At 71.6% G+C, this 21,017-nt stretch carries 17 protein-coding genes and 1 riboswitch; of the genes, 11 read left to right on the top strand and 6 right to left on the bottom strand.

What is annotated here, in order from left to right:
* The first annotated feature begins 5 nt into the window (after positions 1–5).
* Positions 6–1,046 (top strand): ABC transporter substrate-binding protein, encoded by a 1,041-nt coding sequence (locus tag ACWDAS_RS21530; RefSeq protein ID WP_450393156.1) that lies wholly within the window; start codon positions 6–8, stop codon positions 1,044–1,046.
* Here ACWDAS_RS21530 and ACWDAS_RS21525 read toward each other — a convergent pair.
* The 3 genes from ACWDAS_RS21525 to ACWDAS_RS21515 form a co-directional block, all read right to left on the bottom strand.
* A complete protein-coding gene (locus ACWDAS_RS21525) occupies positions 1,013–1,918 on the bottom strand; it encodes a sucrase ferredoxin (RefSeq protein ID WP_450393153.1) in 906 nt (301 codons plus the stop codon). The genes ACWDAS_RS21530 and ACWDAS_RS21525 overlap by 34 nt on opposite strands.
* Before the next feature lie 68 nt (positions 1,919–1,986).
* Positions 1,987–2,223, bottom strand: a complete 237-nt coding sequence (locus ACWDAS_RS21520) for a hypothetical protein (RefSeq protein WP_450393151.1) — start codon at positions 2,221–2,223, stop codon at positions 1,987–1,989.
* Positions 2,224–2,460: 237 nt separating this feature from the next.
* Positions 2,461–3,135, bottom strand: coding sequence for a DUF6082 family protein (locus ACWDAS_RS21515; protein WP_450393148.1), 675 nt, complete (start codon positions 3,133–3,135; stop codon positions 2,461–2,463).
* 356 nt (positions 3,136–3,491) lie between these two features.
* Here ACWDAS_RS21515 and ACWDAS_RS21510 point away from each other — a divergent pair, with 356 nt between their 5' ends.
* The 5 genes from ACWDAS_RS21510 to ACWDAS_RS21490 all read left to right on the top strand — a co-directional run bounded on the left by ACWDAS_RS21510 (position 3,492) and on the right by ACWDAS_RS21490 (position 9,772).
* A complete protein-coding gene (locus ACWDAS_RS21510; RefSeq protein WP_450393146.1) occupies positions 3,492–4,502 on the top strand; it encodes a LacI family DNA-binding transcriptional regulator in 1,011 nt (336 codons plus the stop codon).
* 248 nt (positions 4,503–4,750) lie between these two features.
* On the top strand, positions 4,751–6,160 hold the full coding sequence (locus ACWDAS_RS21505; RefSeq protein WP_450393143.1) for an extracellular solute-binding protein: 1,410 nt from the start codon (positions 4,751–4,753) through the stop codon (positions 6,158–6,160).
* A gap of 37 nt (positions 6,161–6,197) precedes the next feature.
* A complete protein-coding gene (locus ACWDAS_RS21500) occupies positions 6,198–7,163 on the top strand; it encodes a carbohydrate ABC transporter permease (protein ID WP_450393140.1) in 966 nt (321 codons plus the stop codon).
* Positions 7,164–7,178: 15 nt separating this feature from the next.
* Positions 7,179–8,060 (top strand): carbohydrate ABC transporter permease, encoded by an 882-nt coding sequence (locus tag ACWDAS_RS21495; protein WP_450393137.1) that lies wholly within the window; start codon positions 7,179–7,181, stop codon positions 8,058–8,060.
* 98 nt (positions 8,061–8,158) lie between these two features.
* Complete coding sequence (locus ACWDAS_RS21490; protein WP_450393135.1) at positions 8,159–9,772, top strand: glycoside hydrolase family 13 protein; 1,614 nt, start codon at positions 8,159–8,161, stop codon at positions 9,770–9,772.
* A gap of 173 nt (positions 9,773–9,945) precedes the next feature.
* Here the strand turns inward: ACWDAS_RS21490 and ACWDAS_RS21485 are convergent, their stop codons facing one another.
* Positions 9,946–12,396, bottom strand: a complete 2,451-nt coding sequence (locus ACWDAS_RS21485; protein WP_450393132.1) for a DNA gyrase/topoisomerase IV subunit A — start codon at positions 12,394–12,396, stop codon at positions 9,946–9,948.
* Positions 12,397–12,601: 205 nt separating this feature from the next.
* Here ACWDAS_RS21485 and ACWDAS_RS21480 point away from each other — a divergent pair, with 205 nt between their 5' ends.
* Both ACWDAS_RS21480 and ACWDAS_RS21475 read left to right on the top strand, forming a co-directional pair.
* Positions 12,602–13,954 (top strand): M16 family metallopeptidase, encoded by a 1,353-nt coding sequence (locus ACWDAS_RS21480; RefSeq protein ID WP_450393129.1) that lies wholly within the window; start codon positions 12,602–12,604, stop codon positions 13,952–13,954.
* A 17-nt stretch (positions 13,955–13,971) separates the two neighbouring features.
* Entirely contained in the window at positions 13,972–15,342 is a 1,371-nt protein-coding gene (locus tag ACWDAS_RS21475) for a M16 family metallopeptidase (RefSeq protein WP_450393412.1), read from the top strand.
* A 104-nt stretch (positions 15,343–15,446) separates the two neighbouring features.
* Here the strand turns inward: ACWDAS_RS21475 and ACWDAS_RS21470 are convergent, their stop codons facing one another.
* Entirely contained in the window at positions 15,447–15,596 is a 150-nt protein-coding gene (locus ACWDAS_RS21470; RefSeq protein WP_450393127.1) for a hypothetical protein, read from the bottom strand.
* A gap of 212 nt (positions 15,597–15,808) precedes the next feature.
* A riboswitch (cyclic di-AMP (ydaO/yuaA leader) is annotated at positions 15,809–15,965 on the top strand.
* A gap of 15 nt (positions 15,966–15,980) precedes the next feature.
* Here ACWDAS_RS21470 and ACWDAS_RS21465 point away from each other — a divergent pair.
* Both ACWDAS_RS21465 and ACWDAS_RS21460 read left to right on the top strand, forming a co-directional pair.
* Positions 15,981–16,742: a M23 family metallopeptidase gene (locus ACWDAS_RS21465; protein ID WP_450393124.1), complete on the top strand. Its 762-nt coding sequence runs from the start codon at positions 15,981–15,983 to the stop codon at positions 16,740–16,742.
* Between the two features lie 219 nt (positions 16,743–16,961).
* The gene (locus tag ACWDAS_RS21460; protein WP_450393120.1) at positions 16,962–17,654 is read left to right on the top strand and encodes a GntR family transcriptional regulator; all 693 of its coding nucleotides are present in this window, start codon (positions 16,962–16,964) and stop codon (positions 17,652–17,654) included.
* Between the two features lie 213 nt (positions 17,655–17,867).
* On the opposite strand, the gene ACWDAS_RS21455 is transcribed toward ACWDAS_RS21460, so the two are convergent.
* Positions 17,868–18,149: an HPr family phosphocarrier protein gene (locus ACWDAS_RS21455; RefSeq protein WP_450393117.1), complete on the bottom strand. Its 282-nt coding sequence runs from the start codon at positions 18,147–18,149 to the stop codon at positions 17,868–17,870.
* Positions 18,150–18,270: 121 nt separating this feature from the next.
* On the opposite strand from ACWDAS_RS21455, the gene ACWDAS_RS21450 reads away from it, so the two are divergent.
* Positions 18,271–20,997 (top strand): bifunctional acetate--CoA ligase family protein/GNAT family N-acetyltransferase, encoded by a 2,727-nt coding sequence (locus tag ACWDAS_RS21450; RefSeq protein WP_450393115.1) that lies wholly within the window; start codon positions 18,271–18,273, stop codon positions 20,995–20,997.
* Positions 20,998–21,017: the final 20 nt, after the last annotated feature.

Below are 21,017 nucleotides of genomic sequence, written 5' to 3'. Positions count from 1 at the left end.
ACCAGATGCGCGCAACCCTCAGGATCTCGGCCGCCGTCGCCGCCTCCGCCATCGCCCTCACCACGCTCACCGCCTGCGGCGGCGACTCCTCCGCCTCCGCCTCCGGCGGCAAGGGCGACAAGGTCAAGATCATGGTCGGCGGCCTGGACAAGGTCATCTACCTGCCCGCGATGCTCACCGAGCGGCTCGGCTACTTCAAGGCCGAGGGCGTGGACGTCGAACTGCTCACCGAGCCGGCCGGCGTCCAGGCCGAGACCGCGCTCGTCTCCGGCGATGTGCAGGGCACCGTCGGCTTCTACGACCACACGCTCGACCTGCAGGTCAAGGGCAAGCAGGTGGAGTCCGTGGTGCAGTTCTCACAGGCGCCCGGCGAGGTCGAGATCGTTTCGAACAAGGCCGCCGGCGACATCGCGAGCGCCAAGGACTTCAAGGGCAAGAAGCTGGGCGTGACCGGCATCGGCTCGTCCACGGACTTCCTGAGCAAGTACCTGGCCGTCAGCAGCGGTGTGAAGACCAGCGAGTTCACCCCGGTCGCGGTCGGCGCCGGCCAGACCTTCATCTCCGCGATGGAGCAGGGCTCGATCCAGGGCGGCATGACCACCGACCCGACCGTCGCGACGATCCTGGACAAGGGACTCGGCAAGGTGCTCATCGACATGCGCACCCCGGAGGGCTCCAAGCAGGCGCTCGGCGGTCTGTACCCGTCGTCCAGCCTCTACATGCAGACGGAGTGGGTGAACAGCCACAAGGAGACCGTGCAGAAGCTCGCCAACGCCTTCGTGAAGACGCTGCAGTGGATGTCCACGCACAGCGCCGCGGAGATCGCCGCGAAGATGCCCTCCGACTACGCGCAGGGCGGCGGCCAGGATCTGTACGTCAAGGCCATCCAGAGCACGCTGCCGATGTTCACCAAGGACGGCGTGATGCCCGAGGGCGGCCCCGAGACGGTGGAGCGGGTCCTCAAGGCCTTCAACCCCAACCTGCAGAACGCCAAGGTGGACCTGAGCAGGACCTACACCACGGAGTTCGTCAAGAGCGCCGGCTGAATGCCGCTGATCTCCATCCGCAACGGCGCTCCCAGGGCCGCCCCGCAGCTTTCGGGCCGGGGCGGCTCCGCCGCGACCGGGGTCACCCCGACGTCCCAGACCCGGCCGTCGAGGTGCCGCACCCGGGTGCCGTGGGCGCCGTCCACGGTCAGTGCCTCGGCCCGCAGCTCGCCGGTCAGCCGCCGGACGGCCAGTTCGGCCGCCTGGCCCGGCCGCTCCCACGCCGAACGCCCCCGGCAGCCCTCCAGCACCATGTGGCCCTCCCGGGCGGCGGCCAGCACCTGCCTGGCCAGCCGGGCGTCGACCCGGCCGTACGCGTAGCCGTACGGCAGCACCAGCATCGTCGGCGAGAACCGGTGTCCGCCCAGGTGGGTCACCTCCCACACCTGGCCGAGCCCCGAGGCCGCGAGCTCCGCGGCGAGCGGGCGGCCGTTGAGGGCGCAGCAGCGGTCCCGCTTGCCGTTGGTGCACACCAGCGCCAGCGGGTCGCCCTCGTAGGCCATCCCGAAGCCGCGGTGGTCCCCGCGGCCCAGCGCCTCGAAGTCCAGGCCCAGCAGCGCGGCCGGGTCCTCCACGATCGCGTCCCGCACCCAGGAGCCGCCCGGCACGGTGTGCGCCATGTACGCCACGCGCCGGCGCACGTCGTGCCGGTCCGCATGCCGCCCCGGCCGCCGGATCAGCCCGACCCGTACCCCGGTTCCGGCAGCGGCCCGCTCCAGCGCCCTGCCCACCCGGGGATCCAGATGGCTCCCCGTCAGCGCCTTGGGGCCCCACGGCCCCGGCTGCTCCAGCAGCAGCCAGGTCCGCGCGGTGGCCGCCGTCGCGGCGACGGGCTCCGCCAGAGAGCTGGACGCGGAAGTGCAGGTGCTCATGAAGGTAAGCCTAACCTTGCGGATCACCTCCGGCTCTCCTGCCCCACCTGTAGTGCGCGAGCCGCCCCTCAGGCGTCCGGGATGTCCGCCTTCGCCCGCAGCAGGGTCTCCCGGGAGATCACCACGATCCGTTCGTAATCGGCCCGGCCGGCATCGGCGGGGAGTCGACCGTCGAGCGTCGCCGTCGCATCGGTTCCGATGACGGCGAAATCACCGTTCGCCAATTCGAAAATGTCCGGACACGTCGACCCGCTCATGCTTCCGCGCAGACGAGGTGACACACCGAGACGACGCACGATCTCCACGACACTCCCTAACGCTCTCCGGGGCGGCGGTCACCCGGAGGGTGGGAAGTGCGCACGCTGACCGCCCCGCGGACAGCGATGCGATTTTGGACGAATGGGGTTCAAAGGTGACACAAAACCGGACGTGCCGGTTCCCGACACGCCGCAGAGGGAAGTGAAATTACGCCATCCGGGGGGAAGTTGTTCGTGGAATTACCGACCTGATACCAGTGCGGCAGGCGTCGCGACGCAGTGCGACTAAGGTTGTATGGATCTGCCCTGTTCGTACTCCGCGACCGCCGCGTCGACGAGCCTGCCGAACTGCACCTCGTCACTGTCGGGGTCGAGTACGGCCCGGTGCGGACGTGTGAACTCCCAGTACTCGCGGAACTTGGTGCTCTGCACCAGGACCCTGAGGTGGCCCCGCATCTCGGAGGGGCGCAGGTTGTCCAGCCGGAAGGCCAGCAGGTGCTGGGCGAAGACCAGGTTCGTGTAGAGGAGCTCCCTGCCCCGTTCGGCGGGGATGGACTCGAAACCGGGCCAGACGCTGATGAGTTCGGGGTTCTCGATGGCTATCTTGAGCAGTTCGACGTGCACGGCCCGGACGTCCGCCTCGGCGCTGCGGTACAACTCCGCGTGGGTCCGAGTGAGTTCGCGGCGCTGGAGCGTTAACTCCCGCCGGTGATGGCGCGCCTTCCGCTGCTGCACCGCGAACGTCACGAGCACCGCCGCCAGTGCCAGCCCGGAGAACGCGGCGTTCGCGGCCATGAAGGTCGACGCGGAGGCGTCCGGGCCCGCGCCGCCCGAGGGTGATGCGAGGGCGACCATGAGCTTGCCGAGGGCCACGGCGACGGCGGCCGTGAGCACCAGGACGGCGGTGACCCCGATGACCAGCAGTGCGGCGATTCCGCCCATCTCTCTGGAACGCGCCATGTGACCCCCCGATCCGCGCATGACCGCCCGTCGTGGCGGCCGCAGCCCGAAGAAACGAAGCTCCGGGCAAGTGCGAGCGGCTCTGATCGACTGCCTCGGAGAGGTGAGAAGCACGCAGGGACGCACGGGTCCGGCACCCGCCGTCCTAGGAGTGTTACCCGCTGGGAAGGGTCGTGAAGCGCGCTATTCAGGCCAGGGGCACCTTGTATTGCTCCAGGCTGTGGGCGGGGAGATACTTGCGCCCCAGCTGTCCCAGCTGCCCCAGCTGCCCCCGCGGAGCACCCGCGCATCCCGCGCCCCGGGCGTTTTGCGCAAGAGCGCAAACCACTTGCATGGCATGTCGTATGCTTGCGTTCATGACGCGACGGCTTGCCGAAGTAGCGAAGAAGGTCGGGGTCAGTGAGGCCACCGTCAGCCGTGTGCTGAACGGGAAGCCCGGGGTGTCGGAGGGCACCCGGCAGGCGGTGCTCACGGCGCTGGACGTGCTGGGGTACGAGCGGCCGACGCAGTTGCGGGGGAACCGTGCGCGGCTGGTCGGGCTGGTGCTGCCGGAGCTGCAGAACCCGATCTTCCCGGCCTTCGCCGACATCGTGGGGGCGGCGCTCGCCCAGCAGGGGCTCACGCCGGTGCTGTGCACGCAGACCGCCGGTGGGGTGTCGGAGGCGGACTACGTCTCGCTCCTGCTGCAGCAGCACGTGTCGGGAGTGGTCTTCGCCGGCGGCCTCTACGCCCAGGCCGACGCGCCGCACGACCACTACCGCCTGCTGGCCGAGCGGAACCTGCCGGTGGTGCTGATCAACGCCGCCATCGAGGACCTCGGCTTCCCGAGGGTGTCGTGCGACGACGCGGTCGCCGTGGAGCAGGCCTGGCGGCACCTGGCCTCGCTCGGCCACGAGCGGATCGGCCTGCTGCTCGGGCCCACCGACCACATGCCGTCGCGGCGCAAGCTGACCGCGGCGCGGGCCGCCGCGGCGGCCGCGGGCGGGACGGGGCTGCCCGACGAGCACGTCGGGCGGGCGATGTTCACCCTGGAGGGCGGCCAGGCCGCGGCCGCCAAGCTGTGGGAGCGCGGGGTCACCGGGATCATCTGCGCCAACGACCCGATGGCGCTCGGCGCGGTGCGCGCGGCCCGCCGGCTGGGGCTGTCGGTGCCCGGTGACGTCTCCGTGGTGGGCTACGACGACTCGGCGTTCATGACCTGCACCGACCCGCCGCTGACCACGGTGCGCCAGCCGATCGAGGCGATGGGCCGCACCGCCGTCGAGCTGCTCGCGCTGAAGATCGCGGGCAAGCAGGTGGCCTCCGACGAGCTGCTGTACGAGCCCGAGCTGGTCGTCCGCGGGACGACGGGGCCCGTGCGGGGCTGAGCCGTCGCGCGCGCCGCGGGCCGGGCCGTTCCGACACTGTCGGGGCGGCCCGGCCCGCGTTTGCGTCCGCCCGCATGTGACCCCGTACCCGCCGTTCCCGGGCTTCGCAGCTGAGCTGCGCAAGGCCGTCAATCTTTTGCGAAATCTGCGCGAGATCTTGCGGACATCTGTTTGTGGTGCTTGAGTGTGCGACGCCCCCGCTGCGTGTGGTCGGGGGCTTCCACGCTCATGCCCGAAGGGGACCACCGATGAGAAGCTCCTGGTTCCGCCCCGCCCGCCGTGCCTCCGCGGCCGCGCTCGTCTCGGCGCTGGCCCTGGCCGTCCTCACCGCCTGCGGCACCAGCAGCAGCGCGGACAACGACAACGCGGGCGGCGGCTCGTCCGACCCCACCGCCCCGCTGGACCCGAAGGCCAAGGTCACGCTCACCATCGACTGCATGCCGCCGGCCGCGAAGAAGGCGGAACTCAAGGAGTGGAAGGAGGACGTCGCCGCCTTCAACAAGAAGTACCCGAACGTGACGATCGACGGTAAGTCGACGCCCGGGCAGTGCGAGGAGCCGGCCCGCTTCACGGCCGCGCTGAAGGCCAAGTCCCAGCCGGACGTGTTCTACACGTACTTCACCGACCTGCAGCAGGTGCTCGACAACGACGGAGCCGAGGACATCTCCGCGTACGTCACCGACAAGACCGTCCCGGCGCTGAACGACATCGACCCCAACGTGCTGAACGTCCTGAAGAAGGACGGCAAGCTCTACGGCCTGCCCACCAGCAACTACACCATGGGCCTGCTGATCAACCGCAAGCTCTTCACGCAGGCCGGCCTCGACCCCAACAAGCCGCCGACCACCTGGGAAGAAGTGCGCACCGCGGCCAAGGCGATCGCCGGCCTGGGCAAGGGCATCGCCGGGTACGGCGACTACAGCGCCCAGAACACCGGCGGCTGGCATTTCACGGCCGCGATGTACGGCCTGGGCGGCGACCTCGTCTCCGCGGACGGCACCAAGGCGGGGTTCGACTCCGACCTCGGCAAGCAGATCGTGCAGAACCTGCACGACATGCGCTGGGCCGACAACAGTATGGGCCAGACGCAGTTGCTCAAGTGGGGCGACCTGCAGAAGCAGATGGCCGCCGACAAGCTCGGGATGTTCCTGGCCGCGCCGGACGACATCACGTACATGGTCCAGCAGCTCGGCGCCGACTACGCCAACTTCGGCATGGGCCCGATCCCCGGCGGCAAGACCACCCTCTTCGGCGGCAACGACTACATGATCAAGAAGGGCAGCTCGCCCGACAAGATCAAGGCCGCCATCGCGTGGCTGAACTTCAAGACGCTCAGCGTGGGCAAGGGCCAGTTCGAGTACGCCCGCTCCAAGGCGGACGGCCTGCCCGTCGGTCTGCCCCAGCCGGCCTTCTTCATCGGCGCCAGCAAGACCAAGGACGACCAGCTGAAGACCGAGAGCGCCACGATGCCGGTCGAGAACTTCCGCGCCTTCATGGACAACCCGATCCCCGGCAAGGCCGAGCCGCCGAAGGCCCAGGAGATCTACAAGGTCCTGGACAACGTGATGTCCGGTGTCCTCACCAACAAGAACGCGGACCCGGCCAAGCTGCTGTCCACCGCGGAGACCCAGGTCAACCAGGTCCTCGCCAACCAGTAGCCCCGGCTTCCCCGGCCCCCGGCACCCAGGAGCGACGATGTCCGCCCCCACCCTGCCCACCAGCACTCCCGCGAAGAGCCGGTCGCGCCGTACGGTGCGCCGCCCCGCCCCGGACGCCCGCCGTCCGGGGCGGGCCGGCCGCTCCCTGCGCCGCAACCTGACCGCGCACGGCTTCCTGATCGGCGCCGTGCTGTGCTTCGGGTTCTTCTCCTGGTACCCGATGGTCAGGGAATTCCTGCTGGCCTTCCAGAAGACCGAGAACGGGCACACCACCTGGGCCGGCTGGTCGAACCTGAACTACGTCTTCCACGACCCGGCGTTCTGGCAGGCCTGGCGCAACACCCTGCTGTACACCGGTCTGGCGCTGCTGCTCGGCTTCGCAGTGCCGTTCCTCGTCGCCCTGCTGCTCAACGAACTGCGGCACGCGCGGGGCTATCTGCGGCTGCTGGTCTACCTGCCGGTGATGCTGCCGCCGGTGGCCTCCGTGCTGCTCTTCAAGAACTTCTACAACCCCGAGTACGGCCTGTTCAACCGCATCCTGGAGCTGCTGCACCTGCCCACGCAGCAGTGGCTGCAGTCCACCGACACCTCGATGCTGTCGGTGGTCATCGCCGCCACGTGGATGAACATGGGCGGCGCCACCCTGATCTACCTGGCGGCGCTCCAGGGCATCCCCGGCGAGCTCTACGAGGCCGCCGAGCTCGACGGCGCCGGACTGCTCCGGAAGGTCTGGCACGTGACGATCCCGCAGACCCGGCTCATCCTGTCGCTGATGCTGCTCATGCAGATCATCGCCACGATGCAGGTCTTCACCGAGCCCTTCCTGCTGACCGGCGGCACCGGCCCGGAGGGCTCCACCACCACCGTCGTCTACCTGATCTACCAGTACGCGTTCACCTTCAACAACTACGGCAGCGCCGCGGCGCTCGGTCTGGTCCTGCTCGTGCTGCTGGCGGTCTTCTCCGCCGGGTACGTGCGGCTCAGCCGCGCCACGGACGAGTAGGGCGGGGAACCACCGATGAGCAGCAGCACCCGAACGCTGATATCGCCGACGCAGCTGGCGAGCCGCCGCGGCAAGACCGTCTACCGGACCGTCCTCGCCCTGGTACTGGTCGCCTTCACGCTGGTCTTCCTCGGCCCGCTGTACTGGATGGCCGCCAACGGCCTGAAGTCCACCGAGGAGTTCGCGCAGATCCCGCCCACCGCGTTCCCGCACGCGATCCACCCCGAGAACTACAAGAGCGCATGGGACGTGATGGACCTGTCCCACCTGCTGCTCAACACCCTCTGGTACGCCTTCGGGGCGCTCGCCTTCCAGCTGGTCCTCGACGTCGCCGCCGCGTACTCGCTCTCCAAGCTCCGCCCGGTGCTAGGCAACGTGATCCTCGGGATGATGCTGGCCACGCTGATGATCCCGGCGACGGTCCTGGTCATACCCCAGTACCTGACGGTGCTGGACGTGCCGGTCTTCCAGCGCAACCTGCTCAACTCGCCCTGGGTGATCTGGCTGCCGGCGGTCACCAACGCCTTCAACATCTTCCTGCTGAAGCGGTTCTTCGACTCGGTGCCGCAGGAACTGCTCGACGCCTCCGCGATCGACGGGGCCTCGCAGCTGCGCACCCTGTGGTCGGTGGTCCTGCCGATCTCCCGCCCGATCCTCGGAGTGGTCTCCATCTTCGCGATCGTCGGGGTCTGGAAGGACTTCCTCTGGCCGATGCTGACGCTGCCCGACCCGACGAAGCAGACGCTCAACGTCGGCATCTACTCGCTCGCCAGCGGGGTTCCGGAGAACTGGCTGCTCGCGGCCATCGCGATGGCCTCGGTGCCCACCCTGCTGATCTTCCTGATCTTCCAGCGCAACATCATGAGCGGCCTCACCGCCGGCGGCCTCAAGGGCTGAGACCCGGCCCCGACGGCCTCCCGGCCGCACCCGTCCAGCACCACGCCGCCCGCCCGGGGCGGGCGGCGCGGTCCCAGCTGCCCGAAAGGACCAGTCACGTGGCAGACATCCACCCGGCCGAGGCCACCGACGCGTGGTGGCGCGGCGCCGCCATCTACCAGGTGTACGCACGCAGCTTCGCCGACGGAGACGCGGACGGCACCGGCGACCTCGCCGGGGTGCGGTCCAGACTGCCGTACCTGGCCGCGCTGGGCGTGGACGCCCTCTGGTTCAACCCCTGGTACCCCTCGCCCATGGCCGACGGCGGGTACGACGTCGCCGACTACCGGGCCATCGACCCGGCCTTCGGGACCCTGGCCGACGCCGAGAAGCTGATCGCCGAGGCCCGTGGCCTGGGCATCCGCACCATCGTCGACATCGTCCCCAACCACATCTCCGACCAGCACGTCTGGTTCCAGGCCGCGCTCGCCGCGGGGCCGGGGAGTCCGGAGCGGGGGCTCTTCCACTTCAGGACCGGCCGCGGCGAGAACGGTGAACTGCCGCCCAACGGCTGGCGCTCCCAGTTCGGCGGCTCCGCCTGGACCCGGCTCCCGGACGGCGACTGGTACCTGCACCTGTTCGCGCCCGAGCAGCCCGACCTCAACTGGGCCCACCCCGCGGTCCGGCGGGAGCACGAGGACGTGCTGCGCTTCTGGTTCGAGCGCGGCGTGGCCGGGGTGCGCATCGACTCGGCGGCCATGGTCGCCAAGGATCCCGACCTGCCGGACTTCGTGGAGGGCCGCGACCCGCACCCGTACATCGACCGTGACGAGCTGCACGACATCTACCGCTCCTGGCGCACCGTCGCCGACTCCTACAGCGGCGTGCTGATCGGCGAGGTGTGGCTGCCGGACGCCGAACGCTTCGCCCGTTACCTGCGCCCCGACGAGCTGCACACGGCCTTCAACTTCGACTTCCTGGCCTGCCCCTGGGACGCCGGCCGGCTGCGCGCCTCCATCGACTCGACCCTCGCCGCGCACGCGCCGGTCGGGGCCCCGGCGACCTGGGTGCTGGCCAACCACGACGTGACGCGTACGGTCACCCGCTACGGCCGCCAGGACACCGGCTTCGCCTTCGCGGCCAAGGCCCACGGCATCCCCACGGACCTGGAGCTCGGCACCCGGCGCGCCCGCGCCGCGGCCCTGCTCACCCTCGCCCTGCCCGGTTCGGTCTACCTCTACCAGGGGGAGGAACTGGGGTTGCCCGAGGTCGAGGACATCCCGGCCGAGCTGCTGCAGGACCCGATGTACTTCCGCTCCGGGGGCACCGACCCGGGACGTGACGGCTGCCGCGTGCCGATGCCCTGGTCGGGCGACGCGCCGCCGTACGGCTTCGGGGGCGAGCGCCCCTGGCTGCCGCAGCCGGCCGACTGGGCGGCCTACACCGCGGAGGCCCAGGAGGCCGACCCCTCCTCCATGTTGAGCCTCTACCGGACCGCCCTGGAGCTCCGCCGCGCCGAACCCGGCCTCGGCGAGGGCCCGATGAGCTGGTACGACGGCCCCGCCGACGTGCTGCACTTCCGGCGCGAGGGCGGCTTCGCCTGCGTGCTGAACATGTCCGCGACCCCGGTCGAGCTCCCCTCCCACCGGCGGCTCCTGCTGGCCAGCGGCCCGCTCGCCGAGGACGGCCGGCTGCCCCGGGACACGGCGGTCTGGCTGCGCCTGGGCGAGTAAGTGCCTGTCCTCCTCCGGATCGGATCCCTGCGGCGCGACGCCGGGGCGATCCGGAGGACAGGCCCGCGGCCCGCTCCGGCGGGCCGCGGGCGTACGCGTCCTGACACCGCGGACGCCGAGGGGCGCGGCACCCGCACCGGGCGCCGCGCCCCTCATCGCTGTGTGCGGGCCGGTCACACCGGCCCGGAGATCACCGCCACCCGCTTGGTGAGCGCCACGCCCGAGCCGTCGCGGCGCGGGTCCTTCGGCGGGAGGTCGGCGGGCGCACCCGTGGAGGTGGCGGCCCGGGCGGGGGTACCGCCGGCCCAGGCGAGGAGCAGCATGTCCTCGCCCTTGAGGAAGCGCTGGCAGCGTACGCCACCGGTCGCCCGGCCCTTGCGCGGGAACTGGTCGAACGGCGTGAGCTTGGCCGTGCCCTCCTCGGCCCCGGCGAGCGTCTCGCGGGCCCCGGCCAGAGTGAAGACCACGGCGTCGGCCGACGGGTCCACCGCGTTGAAGGAGATCACCTTGGCGCCGTCCGCCAGCTTGATGCCGGCCATGCCGCCGGCCGGGCGGCCCTGCGGACGCACCTGGCCCGCCGGGTAGCGCAGCAGCTGGGCGTCGTCGGTGATGAAGACCAGGTCCTCCTCGCCGGTGCGCAGCTCGACCGCGCCGACGATCCGGTCGCCCTCCTTGAGGGTGATGACCTCCAGGTCGTCCTTGTTCGCCGGGTAGTCCGGCACTACGCGCTTGACGACGCCCTGCTCGGTGCCCAGTGCCAGGCCCGGCGAGGACTCGTCCAGCGTGGTCAGGCACACCACCTGCTCGTCCGGCTCCAGCGACAGGAACTCCGCGATCGGTGCGCCGCCCGCCAGGTTCGGCGCGCCCGAAGGCTCCGGCAGGATCGGCAGGTCGATGACGGCGAGCCGCAGCAGGCGCCCGGTCGAGGTGACCACGCCGATGTCGGCCCGCGCGGTCGTCGGGACCGCCGAGAGGATCACATCGTGCTTGACCCGCTTGCCGTCGCCCGGCGTCAGCGCCTCGCCGTTGGCCGTACGGGCCAGCAGCCCGGTCGAGGAGAGCAGCACGCGGCACGGGTCGTCGGCGACCTCCAGGGGCACGGCCGCGATCGGGGTCGCCCCCGGCTCCAGCAGCATCGTGCGGCGCTCGGTCGCGTACTTCTTGGCGACCGCGGCCAGCTCGGCGCTGACCAGCTTGCGCAGCTCGGCGTCGGACTCCAGGATCCGGGTCAGCTCCTCGATCTCCGCGGTCAGCCTGTCCCGCTCGGACTCCAGTTCAATCCGGTCGAAGCGGGTCAGGCGGCGCAGCGGGGTGTCGAGGATGTACTGGGTCTGGATCTCCGAGAGCGAGAAGCGCTCGATGAGTCGCTCCTTGGCCTGGGCGGCGTTGTCGCTGGAGCGGATGATCGAGATGACCTCGTCGATGTCGACCAGGGCGACCAGCAGGCCCTCGACCAGGTGCAGGCGGTCGCGGCGCTTGCCGCGGCGGAACTCGCTGCGCCGCCGGACCACCTCGAAGCGGTGGTCGAGGTAGACCTCCAGCAGCTCCTTCAGGCCCAGCGTAAGCGGCTGGCCGTCGACCAGCGCCACGTTGTTGATGCCGAAGGACTCCTCCATGGGGGTCAGCTTGTACAGCTGCTCCAGGACGGCCTCGGGGTGGAAGCCGTTCTTCACCTCGATCACCAGCCGCAGTCCGTGCTCGCGGTCGGTGAGGTCCTTGACGTCCGCGATGCCCTGCAGCTTCTTCGAGCCGACCAGGTCCTTGATCTTGGAGATGACCTTCTCCGGGCCGACCGTGAACGGCAGCTCGGTCACCACCAGGCCCTTGCGGCGGGCCGTCACGTCCTCGACGGAGACCGTGGCGCGGATCTTGAACGTGCCGCGACCGGTCTCGTACGCGTCCCGGATGCCGTCCAGACCCACGATCCGGCCGCCGGTCGGCAGGTCCGGGCCGGGGACGTGCCGCATCAGCGTCTCGAGATCCGCGTTCGGGTAACGGATCAGGTGGCGGGCGGCGGCGATGACCTCGCCCAGGTTGTGCGGGGGCATGTTGGTCGCCATGCCGACCGCGATGCCGGAGGCGCCGTTGACCAGCAGGTTCGGGTACGCGGCCGGCAGGGCCACCGGCTCCTGCTCCTGGCCGTCGTAGTTCGGCGCGAAATCGACGGTGTCCTCGTCGATCGACTCGACCATCAGCATCGCGGCCGGGGCCGTACGGCACTCCGTGTAACGCATGGCGGCCGGAGGGTCGTCGTTGCCGAGCGACCCGAAGTTGCCGTGGCCGTCGACCAGCGGCAGGCGCATGGAGAACGGCTGCGCCATGCGCACCAGCGCGTCGTAGATCGAGGCGTCGCCGTGCGGGTGGAGCTTGCCCATCACCTCGCCGACGACGCGGGCGCACTTCACGAAGCCGCGCTCGGGGCGCAGCCCCATCTCGTTCATCTGGTAGACGATCCGGCGGTGCACCGGCTTGAGCCCGTCGCGGGCGTCGGGGAGCGCGCGCGAGTAGATGACCGAGTAGGCGTACTCGAGGAAGGACCCCTGCATCTCGTCGACGACGTCGATGTCGAGGATGCGCTCCTCGAAATCGTCCGGCGGCGGGGTCTTCGTGGTGCGGCGGGCCATCAGGGCGCTGCTCCTTCGGCTGGACCTCATCGGGTAAGAACACGGGACTGACGCGGACCATTGTGGACCGCCCCACCGACAGCCCGGACACCCCCCGCCTCATTCGTGGCGGTGACGGGAACTTCGCGGGCCGTTTGTCCGCTGCCTAGAGTGGCAGGTCTCAGCACAAAACTAACGAGTACGCGACCGGAAGGACAGCTTGCCCATGGGTCACACGGCCACGCCGGAGGCAGAATCCGGCGGCCTCACCGCGACCGAGCACCGCCTGGCCAACGGCCTGCGCGTGGTGCTCTCCGAGGACCACCTCACCCCGGTCGCCGCGGTCTGCCTCTGGTACGACGTCGGTTCCCGACACGAGGTGAAGGGCCGTACCGGACTCGCCCACCTCTTCGAGCACTTGATGTTCCAGGGATCGGCGAACGTCAAGGGCAACGGCCACTTCGAGCTGGTCCAGTCCGCCGGCGGCTCGCTCAACGGGACCACCAGCTTCGAGCGGACCAACTACTTCGAGACCATGCCGGCCCACCAGTTGGAGCTGGCCCTGTGGCTCGAGGCGGACCGCATGGGCAGCCTGCTGTCCGCGCTGGACCTGCAGAGCCTGGACAACCAGCGCGACGTGGTCAAGAACGAGCGCCGCCAGCGGTACGACAACGTCCCGTACGGCACCGCCTTCGAGCGGCTGACCGCGTTGGCGTACCCGGACGGCCACCCGTACCACCACACGCCCATCGGCTCCATGGAGGACCTGGACGCCGCCTCCCTGGATGACGCGCGCGCCTTCTTCCGTACCTACTACGCGCCGAACAACGCCGTACTCGCGGTCGTCGGCGACATCGATCCCGAGCAGACGCTCGCCTGGGTCGAGAAGTACTTCGGCACCATCCCCGCCCACGAGGGCAAGCCGGCGCCTCGCGACGGTTCACTCCCCGGAGTGATGGGCGGGCAACTGCGCGAGGTCGTCGAGGAGGACGTCCCGTCCAGGGCGCTCATGGCCGCCTACCGGCTGCCCCACGACGGCACCCGCTCGGCCGACGCCGCCGACCTCGCCCTGACGGTCCTGGGCGGCGGGGAGTCCTCCCGGCTGCACAACCGGCTCGTGCGCCGTGACCGCAGCGCCGTCGCCGCCGGCTTCGGCCTGCTGCGGCTGTCCGGGGCGCCCTCGCTGGGCTGGCTCGACGTGAAGGCCTCCAGCGGCGTCGAGGTGCCCGCCATCGAGGCAGCCGTCGACGAGGAGCTGGCCCGCTTCGCCGAGGAGGGCCCGACCCCGGAGGAGATGGAGCGGGCGCAGGCCCAGCTCGAACGCGAGTGGCTGGACCGGCTCGCCACGGTCGGCGGCCGCGCCGACGAACTGTGCCGGTACGCCGTACTGTTCGGCAACCCGCAGCTGGCGCTGACCGCCGTGAAGCGGATCCTGGAGATCACCGCCGACGAGGTGCGCGACATCGCCGCCGCCACCCTGCGGCCCGACAACCGCGCCGTGCTGGTCTACGAGCCCACGGGCTCCCCGGCAGCCTCCGGCGAGGACTCCGACGAGGACGAGGAGGGCGCGGACCAGTGACCGACGTCCACAGCACCATGACGTTCCACCCGCAGCCCAAGCCGGGGCAGCCCAAGCCCTGGGACTTCCCGGCCCCCGAGCGCTCCACGCTGCCCAACGGGCTGACCGTGCTGCGCAGCCACCGCCCCGGCCAGAAGGTCGTCGCCGTCGAGGTGCTGCTCTCCGCGCCGCTCGACGCCGAGCCCGAGGGTCTGGACGGCGTCGCCACGATGATGGCCCGGGCCCTGTCGGAGGGCACGGACAAGCACACGGCCGAGGAGTTCGCCGCCGAGCTGGAGCGCTGCGGGGCCACCCTCGACGCCCACGCCGACCACCCCGGCGTCCGGGTCTCCCTGGAGGTCCCCGCCTCCCGTCTCGACAAGGCCCTCGGCCTGCTCGCCGACGCGCTGCGCGCGCCGGCGTTCCCGGAGAGCGAGGTCGAGCGGCTGGTGGGCAACCGCCTCGACGAGATCCCGCACGAGCTGGCCAACCCCGCGCGCCGCGCCGCCATGGCGCTGTCCAAGGAGCTCTTCGCCGCCGACCTGCGCTGCTCCCGGCCGCGCCAGGGCACCGAGGAGACGGTCTCGCGCATCGACGCCGCCGCCGTCCGCGCCTTCTACGACACGCACGTACGGCCGTCCACCTCGACCGTCGTCGTGGTCGGCGACCTCACCGGGATCGCGCTGGACGACCTCCTGGCCAACACGCTGGGGGAGTGGAGCGGCAAGCCCGCCGAGCGCCGCCCGCTGCCCGCGATCACCGCGGACGACACCGGCCGCGTCGTGATCGTCGACCGGCCCGGCTCCGTCCAGACCCAGGTGCTCATCGGCCGCGCCGGCGCCGACCGCCACGACCCCGTCTGGGCGGCCCAGGTGCTGGGCACGTACTGCCTCGGCGGCACGCTGACCTCGCGCCTGGACCGCGTCCTGCGCGAGGAGAAGGGCTACACGTACGGCGTGCGGGCCTTCGGCCAGGTGCTGCTCGCCACACCCGAGGGCACCGGGGTCTCCCTGCTGGGCATCAGCGGGTCCGTGGCGACCGACGTCACCGCTCCCGCGCTGGCCGACACCTGGCAGGTGCTGCGCACCCTGGCGGCGGAGGGGCTCACCGACGAGGAGCGCGACGCCGCCGTGCAGAACCTGGTGGGCGTAGCCCCGCTGCGGTACGAGACCGCCTCGGCGGTCGCCGGCACCTTCGCCGACCAGGTCGAGCAGTATCTGCCGGACGACTTCCAGGCCCGGCTCTACGAGCGGCTCGCCGCGACCGGCACGGTCGAGGCGACGGCCGCGGCCGTCAGCGCCTTCCCCCTGGACCGGCTCGTCGTCGTCCTCGTCGGCGACGCCTCCGCCATCGCCGGTCCCGTCCGTGAGCTGGGCATCGGCCCGGTCGAGGTCGTCACGGGCGTCTGAGCGGCACCTTCGACGCGACCCCGGGAGCCCCAGCGGCACCCGGGGCCGCGGCACGCACGGCCTCAGCGGTCCAGCCGCGCGGCGGCCCTATCGATCCTCATACCTCATGGAATGCGACCGTCGGGAGCGGCCAGTTCGGCGGCGCGTTCCAGGAACGCGGCGCGGAGCTGCGCCACCTGCTCCTCGTCCAGGATCTCCATGTCGTAATAGGTCCGGATATGGGCGGACCAGACCTCCGAAGGGGGCCCGTCCATGCCCATGACGACCGGGTCCCAGGACAGCGGTGCGAACCAGAGCGGTGCGAGAAGCCCGGGAGCTGTGGTGTCGCGGGATTACGGACCGTTGCGGCCGGTTGGGGGCCGGTGTGGCATCCGGCACATATTGCCGGATTTTTTTGGTCCCGGGCGCAACACCCGGTTAGCGTCCTCGGGTTGCCCGGCGGAAGCAGCCGCCTCCCGCGGCACCGGAGCAACGATCGCCGAGTCCCCGTCAGGCGCGAGCCTGGGGAGCCGGGGACCCATCCGAGATGTCCCTGGGGTGAATCGGGCGGCCTGCCGCCGCCCGTAGGAGACCTTCCTGCTCCGAACCCGTCAGCTAACCCGGTAGGCGAGAAGGAAGGAAAGGATCTCCGCCTGCCCATGGCGTCGTTCTCCATACGCTCCACCCTGGCCGGCGCCGCCGCGCTGACCGCCATGACCACCGGCGCGTTCGTCGGGCCCGCCGCTGCCGCCGACACCAAGACCGACGGTTCCGCCTTCGCCCGCTGCGCCGCGGTCGCCGGCGACCTGGCCGCGCACATCGCCGACCAGGCGACGGCCCAGCACCGGGCCGCCGACGTCGCGCAGAAGCGCCATGACGCCCACGTCGCGCACGCCAAGCGCGTCGCCCGTGAGCGGGCCGCCAGGGAAGCCGCCGCGAAGGCGGCCAAGGCCAAGGCCGCCCGCGAGAGCGCCTCGCACGCGTCGCGGGGCGGCGCGCAGGCCCGCGGCGCGCTCGGCGGGTGGATGCTGCCGGTCGCCGGCTCCATCGGCACCCCGTACCACGCGACCAGCAGTCTGTGGTCCTCCGGTTACCACACCGGCGTGGACTTCCACGCATCCATCGGCACCCCCGTGCACGCCGCCGGGGCCGGCACCGTCGTCGAGGCGGGCTGGGGCGGCTCCTACGGCAACAACGTGGTGATCCGCCACGCGGACGGCATGTACACCCAGTACGGGCACCTGTCCTCCCTGAGCGTGTCGGTCGGCCAGAAGGTCTCCGCGGGCCAGCAGATCGGCCTGTCGGGCGCCACCGGCAACGTGACCGGTCCGCATCTGCACTTCGAGGCCCGTACGGCCCCGACGTACGGCGCCGACGTGGACCCGCTGGCGTACCTGCGCTCCAAGGGCGTCCACATCTGAGCCATCCCCTCCCCCCACACGAAGGCCCCGGTCCCCCGCCGGGGCCTTCGGCGTACCCGGTGCTTCCCGGCCGCCGACTGTCCAAAAATGCTCCATGAATTCGGGGCTGCCGTCGGAATCGGCGCCGTGCTGGAATAGAGTCGCCGCAGAAACGCCGACTCCTCCGTTACGCGGGGATTAAACGACGGCGGTCGGCGCGCACCGAAAGGAACCGGCGATGTGGGGTCGGATGTGAACGGGACCGGGGGCGCTGCGCGCCGAATTTCGGCCCAGGCGGTGTGCACGGCGATCCGTGACGACATCATCAGCGGGTTCTTCGCGCCGGGCAGCCGGCTGACCGAGGAGCAACTGGCCAAGCGCTACGGGGTGTCCCGGGTCCCGGTGCGCGAGGCGCTGCGCACCCTGGAGTCAGAGGGCTTCGTGCAGACCCGCAGGCACGCCGGGGCGTCCGTCGCCGAGCCGACCGAGCAGGAGGCCGCCGACCTGCTGGACATCCGCGGCCTGCTGGAGCCCCTGGGGGCCGCGCGGGCCGCGCAGCGGCGCACCGAGGCGCATGTGAAGGTGCTGCGCGGCCTCGTCCGGCTCGGCCAGGAGCGCTCCCTGCAGGGGCAGTTGTCGGACCTGCCTGCGCTGGACGGCTGGTTCCACGAGACGCTGGCCCAGGCCTCGGGCAGCCCGACCCTGGTGGCCCTGCTGACCCAGCTGCGGCACAAGATCGCCTGGGTGTACGCGGTGGACACCCCGGGCCGCGCCGTGGAGTCCTGGGAGGAGCACGGGGCGATCGTGGACGCGGTGGCCCGCGGCGACGCGGAGCGGGCCCGCAGGCTGATGGCGGCCCACGTCGAGCGGGCGACCGCGGCGCACCGGCTGCGCCGGCCGGAGCGCGCGGGACGCGGCGCGGCGGCGCGGTGAGGAATTGGAAACACGCCGTACACACGCCGAGCGGCCACGATTAACAGAAGTGCCGTATACAACTGTAGGAATTGTGCACGGGCCTATTTCCCGTGCCTGATTCCGCTGCGCGCTGCGCGGAATTGGCTCCGCAATGACGAAGAGGCGGGCCCGCGAAATCCGGCCGGATTTCGCGGGTCCGCCTCTTTCGTCGTACCGCGGTTTCCCGCGGTTTCAGACGGTCTCGGGGAGCTCGTCCAGTCCCTCGGAGACCAGCTTGGCCAGGCTGTCGAGCGCGGCGTCCGAGCCCTCGGCGTCGGAGGCGAGGACGACCTCCTCGCCGCCGGCCGCGCCCAGGCTCAGCACGGCGAGCATCGAGGCGGCGTTGACCGGGGCGCCGTCCGACTTGGCGATGGTGACGGGGACGCCCACGGCGGTGGCGGCGCGGACGAAGATCGAAGCGGGACGTGCGTGGAGGCCCTCGGCCCAGCCGATGGTGACGCGGCGCTCAGCCATGGTGTTGCCCTTCGGATCGTTCCAGGGAGGTCTAGACCAGTCTGCCATGCCGCGAGGAGCGGCCCGTCCACCACATCGTCGCACTCATCCCACAGTGCCCCGATACCCGTACGCTTGGGCCATGACAACGCCGCCGCCCGCCGCAGAGCGCGACTACCCGGTCCACTGGGAGGCGGACGTGGTCCTGCGCGACGGCGGCATCGCCCACGTCCGGCCCATCGCGCCGGACGACGCGGGACGGCTGGTCAGCTTCTACGAGCAGGTCTCCGACGAGTCCAAGTACTACCGCTTCTTCGCGCCCTACCCCCGGCTCTCCGACCGGGACGTGCACCGCTTCACCCACCACGACTACCGCGACCGCGTGGGCCTGGCGGCCCTCGTCGGCGGCGAGTTCATCGCGACCGTGCGCTACGACCGCACCGACGACGGCGAGGCCGAGGTCGCCTTCCTGGTCCAGGACGCGCACCAGGGCCGCGGCGTGGCCTCCGCGCTCATGGAGCACATCGCGGCGGTGGCCCGCGAGCGCGGCATCCGCCGCTTCATCGCCGAGGTGCTCCCGGCCAACCGCAAGATGATCAAGGTCTTCACCGACGCGGGCTACACCCAGCAGCGCAGTTTCACCGACGGCGTCGTCCGGCTCGAATGCGACCTGGAGCCCACCGAGCAGTCCCTCGCCGTCATGCGCGCCCGCGAGCAGCGCGCCGAGGCCCGCTCGGTCCAGCGGCTGCTCGCCCCGTCCTCGATCGCCGTGATCGGCGCCGGCCGCCGCCCCGGGAGCGTCGGCCGCGGCCTGCTCCGGCACATCATCGCGGGCGGCTACACCGGTCGCGTCCACGCCGTGAACCGTTCGTTCCCCGAGGAACTGCGCACCCTCGACCCCGAGGGCGTGCCCGCCCACCGCTCCGTCGCCGAGATCCCCGACACGATCGACCTGGCCGTCATCGCCGTCCCCGCCGACAACGTCGCCGAGGCCGTCGCCGACTGCGGCCGGCACGGCGTCCTCGGGCTGCTGGTGATCTCCTCCGGCTATGCCGAGTCCGGCGCCGACGGCCGCCGCAGGCAGCGCGCGCTGGTGCGACAGGCCCGCTCGTACGGCATGCGCGTCATCGGCCCCAACGCCTTCGGCATCCTCAACTCCGCCGACGACGTACGGCTCAACGCCTCCCTGTCGCCGGAGACCCCGGACGCCGGACGGCTCGGCCTGTTCACCCAGTCCGGCGCGATCGGCATCGCCCTGCTCTCCGGGCTGCGCCGGCGCGGCGCCGGGCTGTCGTCCTTCGTCTCCGCGGGCAACCGGGCGGACGTCTCCGGCAACGACATCCTGCAGTTCTGGTACGACGACCCGGCCACCGACGTCGCCCTGCTCTACCTCGAAACCCTCGGCAACCCGCGGAAGTTCTACCGCCTCGCCAAGCGCACCGCCGCCGTCAAGCCGGTCGTCGTCGTCAAGGGCGCCCGGCACTCGGAGGCTGCCCCGCCCGGCCACGCCGTGCCCGCCACGCGCATTCCCGACAGCACCGTCTCCGCGCTGCTGCGGCAGGCCGGCGTCATCCGCACCGACACCGTCACCGAGCTCCTCGACACCGGACTGCTGCTGTCGTGCCGGCCGCTGCCCGCCGGGCCGCGCGTCGCGATCCTCGGCAACTCCGAGTCCCTCGGCCTGCTCACCTATGACGCCTGCCTCACCGCCGGACTGGAGCCGGGCCTCCCGCTCGACCTCACCACCGCCGCCGGTCCAGAGGACTTCCGCGTCGCCCTCGCCGCCGCCCTCGCCGACCCCGCCCATGACGCCGTCGTGGTCACCGCCATCCCGAGGGTCGGGTCCGAACTCGCAGAGGACCCGGGCACCAGTGACGACCCCCCGCTGGCCGAGGCCCTCCGCGCCGCCGCGGACGAGTCCGGCGGCGCCAAGCCCGTCGTGATCGTCCACACCGCGCTGGAGGCCATGGGCACCCGCCTCGCGGCCGCCCGGATCCCCGCCTACGGCGCCGCCGAACGCGCCGTGAAAGCGCTGGCCCGGGCCGCCGCCTACGCCCAGTGGCGCCGGGACGCCCAGGCACCCGGCAGGGTGCCGGACTTCGAGGACGTCGACGAGGCGGCCGCGTGCCGGGACGTCACACGGCTGCTCAAGGACGCGGGGGAGCCCGCCGCGGACACCTCCGGCGTCACCCTCGACGAGTCCTCGGCCGCCGACCTGCTCGCCCGGTACGGCGTCGTGGTCCGGCCCGCGCTGCCCGCGCCCGGGATCGACGCCGCCCTGGAGGCCGCCCGCCGCCTCGGCTACCCCGTCGCCCTGAAGACCACCGCACCCCACCTGCGCCACCGCGCCGACCTCGGCGGCGTACGCCTGGACATCGCCGACCCCGACGACCTGCGCCGCGCCTTCGAGGAGCTGACCGCCCGGCTGGGCAAGCCCGAGGAGCTGCACCTGGTCGTCCAGGCCATGGCGCCGCGCGGCGTCGACACCGTCGTGCGCGCCACCGTCGACCCGGCCGCGGGCGCCGTGCTCTCCTTCGGCATCGCGGGCGCCGCCTCCGAACTCCTCGGCGACATGGCGCACCGGCTGGTGCCGGCCACCGACCGGGACGTCGCCGAGCTGGTCCGCTCCATCAAGGCGGCCCCGCTGCTGTTCGGCTGGCGCGGCGCGGAACCGGTGGACACCGGAGCCCTGGAGGAGCTGCTGCTGCGGGTGTCGCTGCTGGTCGACGACCTGCCCGAGGTGGTCTCCGTCGACCTCGAACCGGTCGTCGTGGCCCCCGCCGGCCTCACCGTGCTCGGTGCCTCCGTCCGTCTCGCGCGCCCCCCGGCCCGCACGGACCTCGGACCGCGCGCACTGTCGTCCTTCTGAACACGTGCTCCGCACTAGGA

It is taken from the genome of Streptomyces sp. NPDC001070 (assembly GCF_053598835.1).
This window is presented reverse-complemented; position numbering and strand designations above follow the sequence as displayed.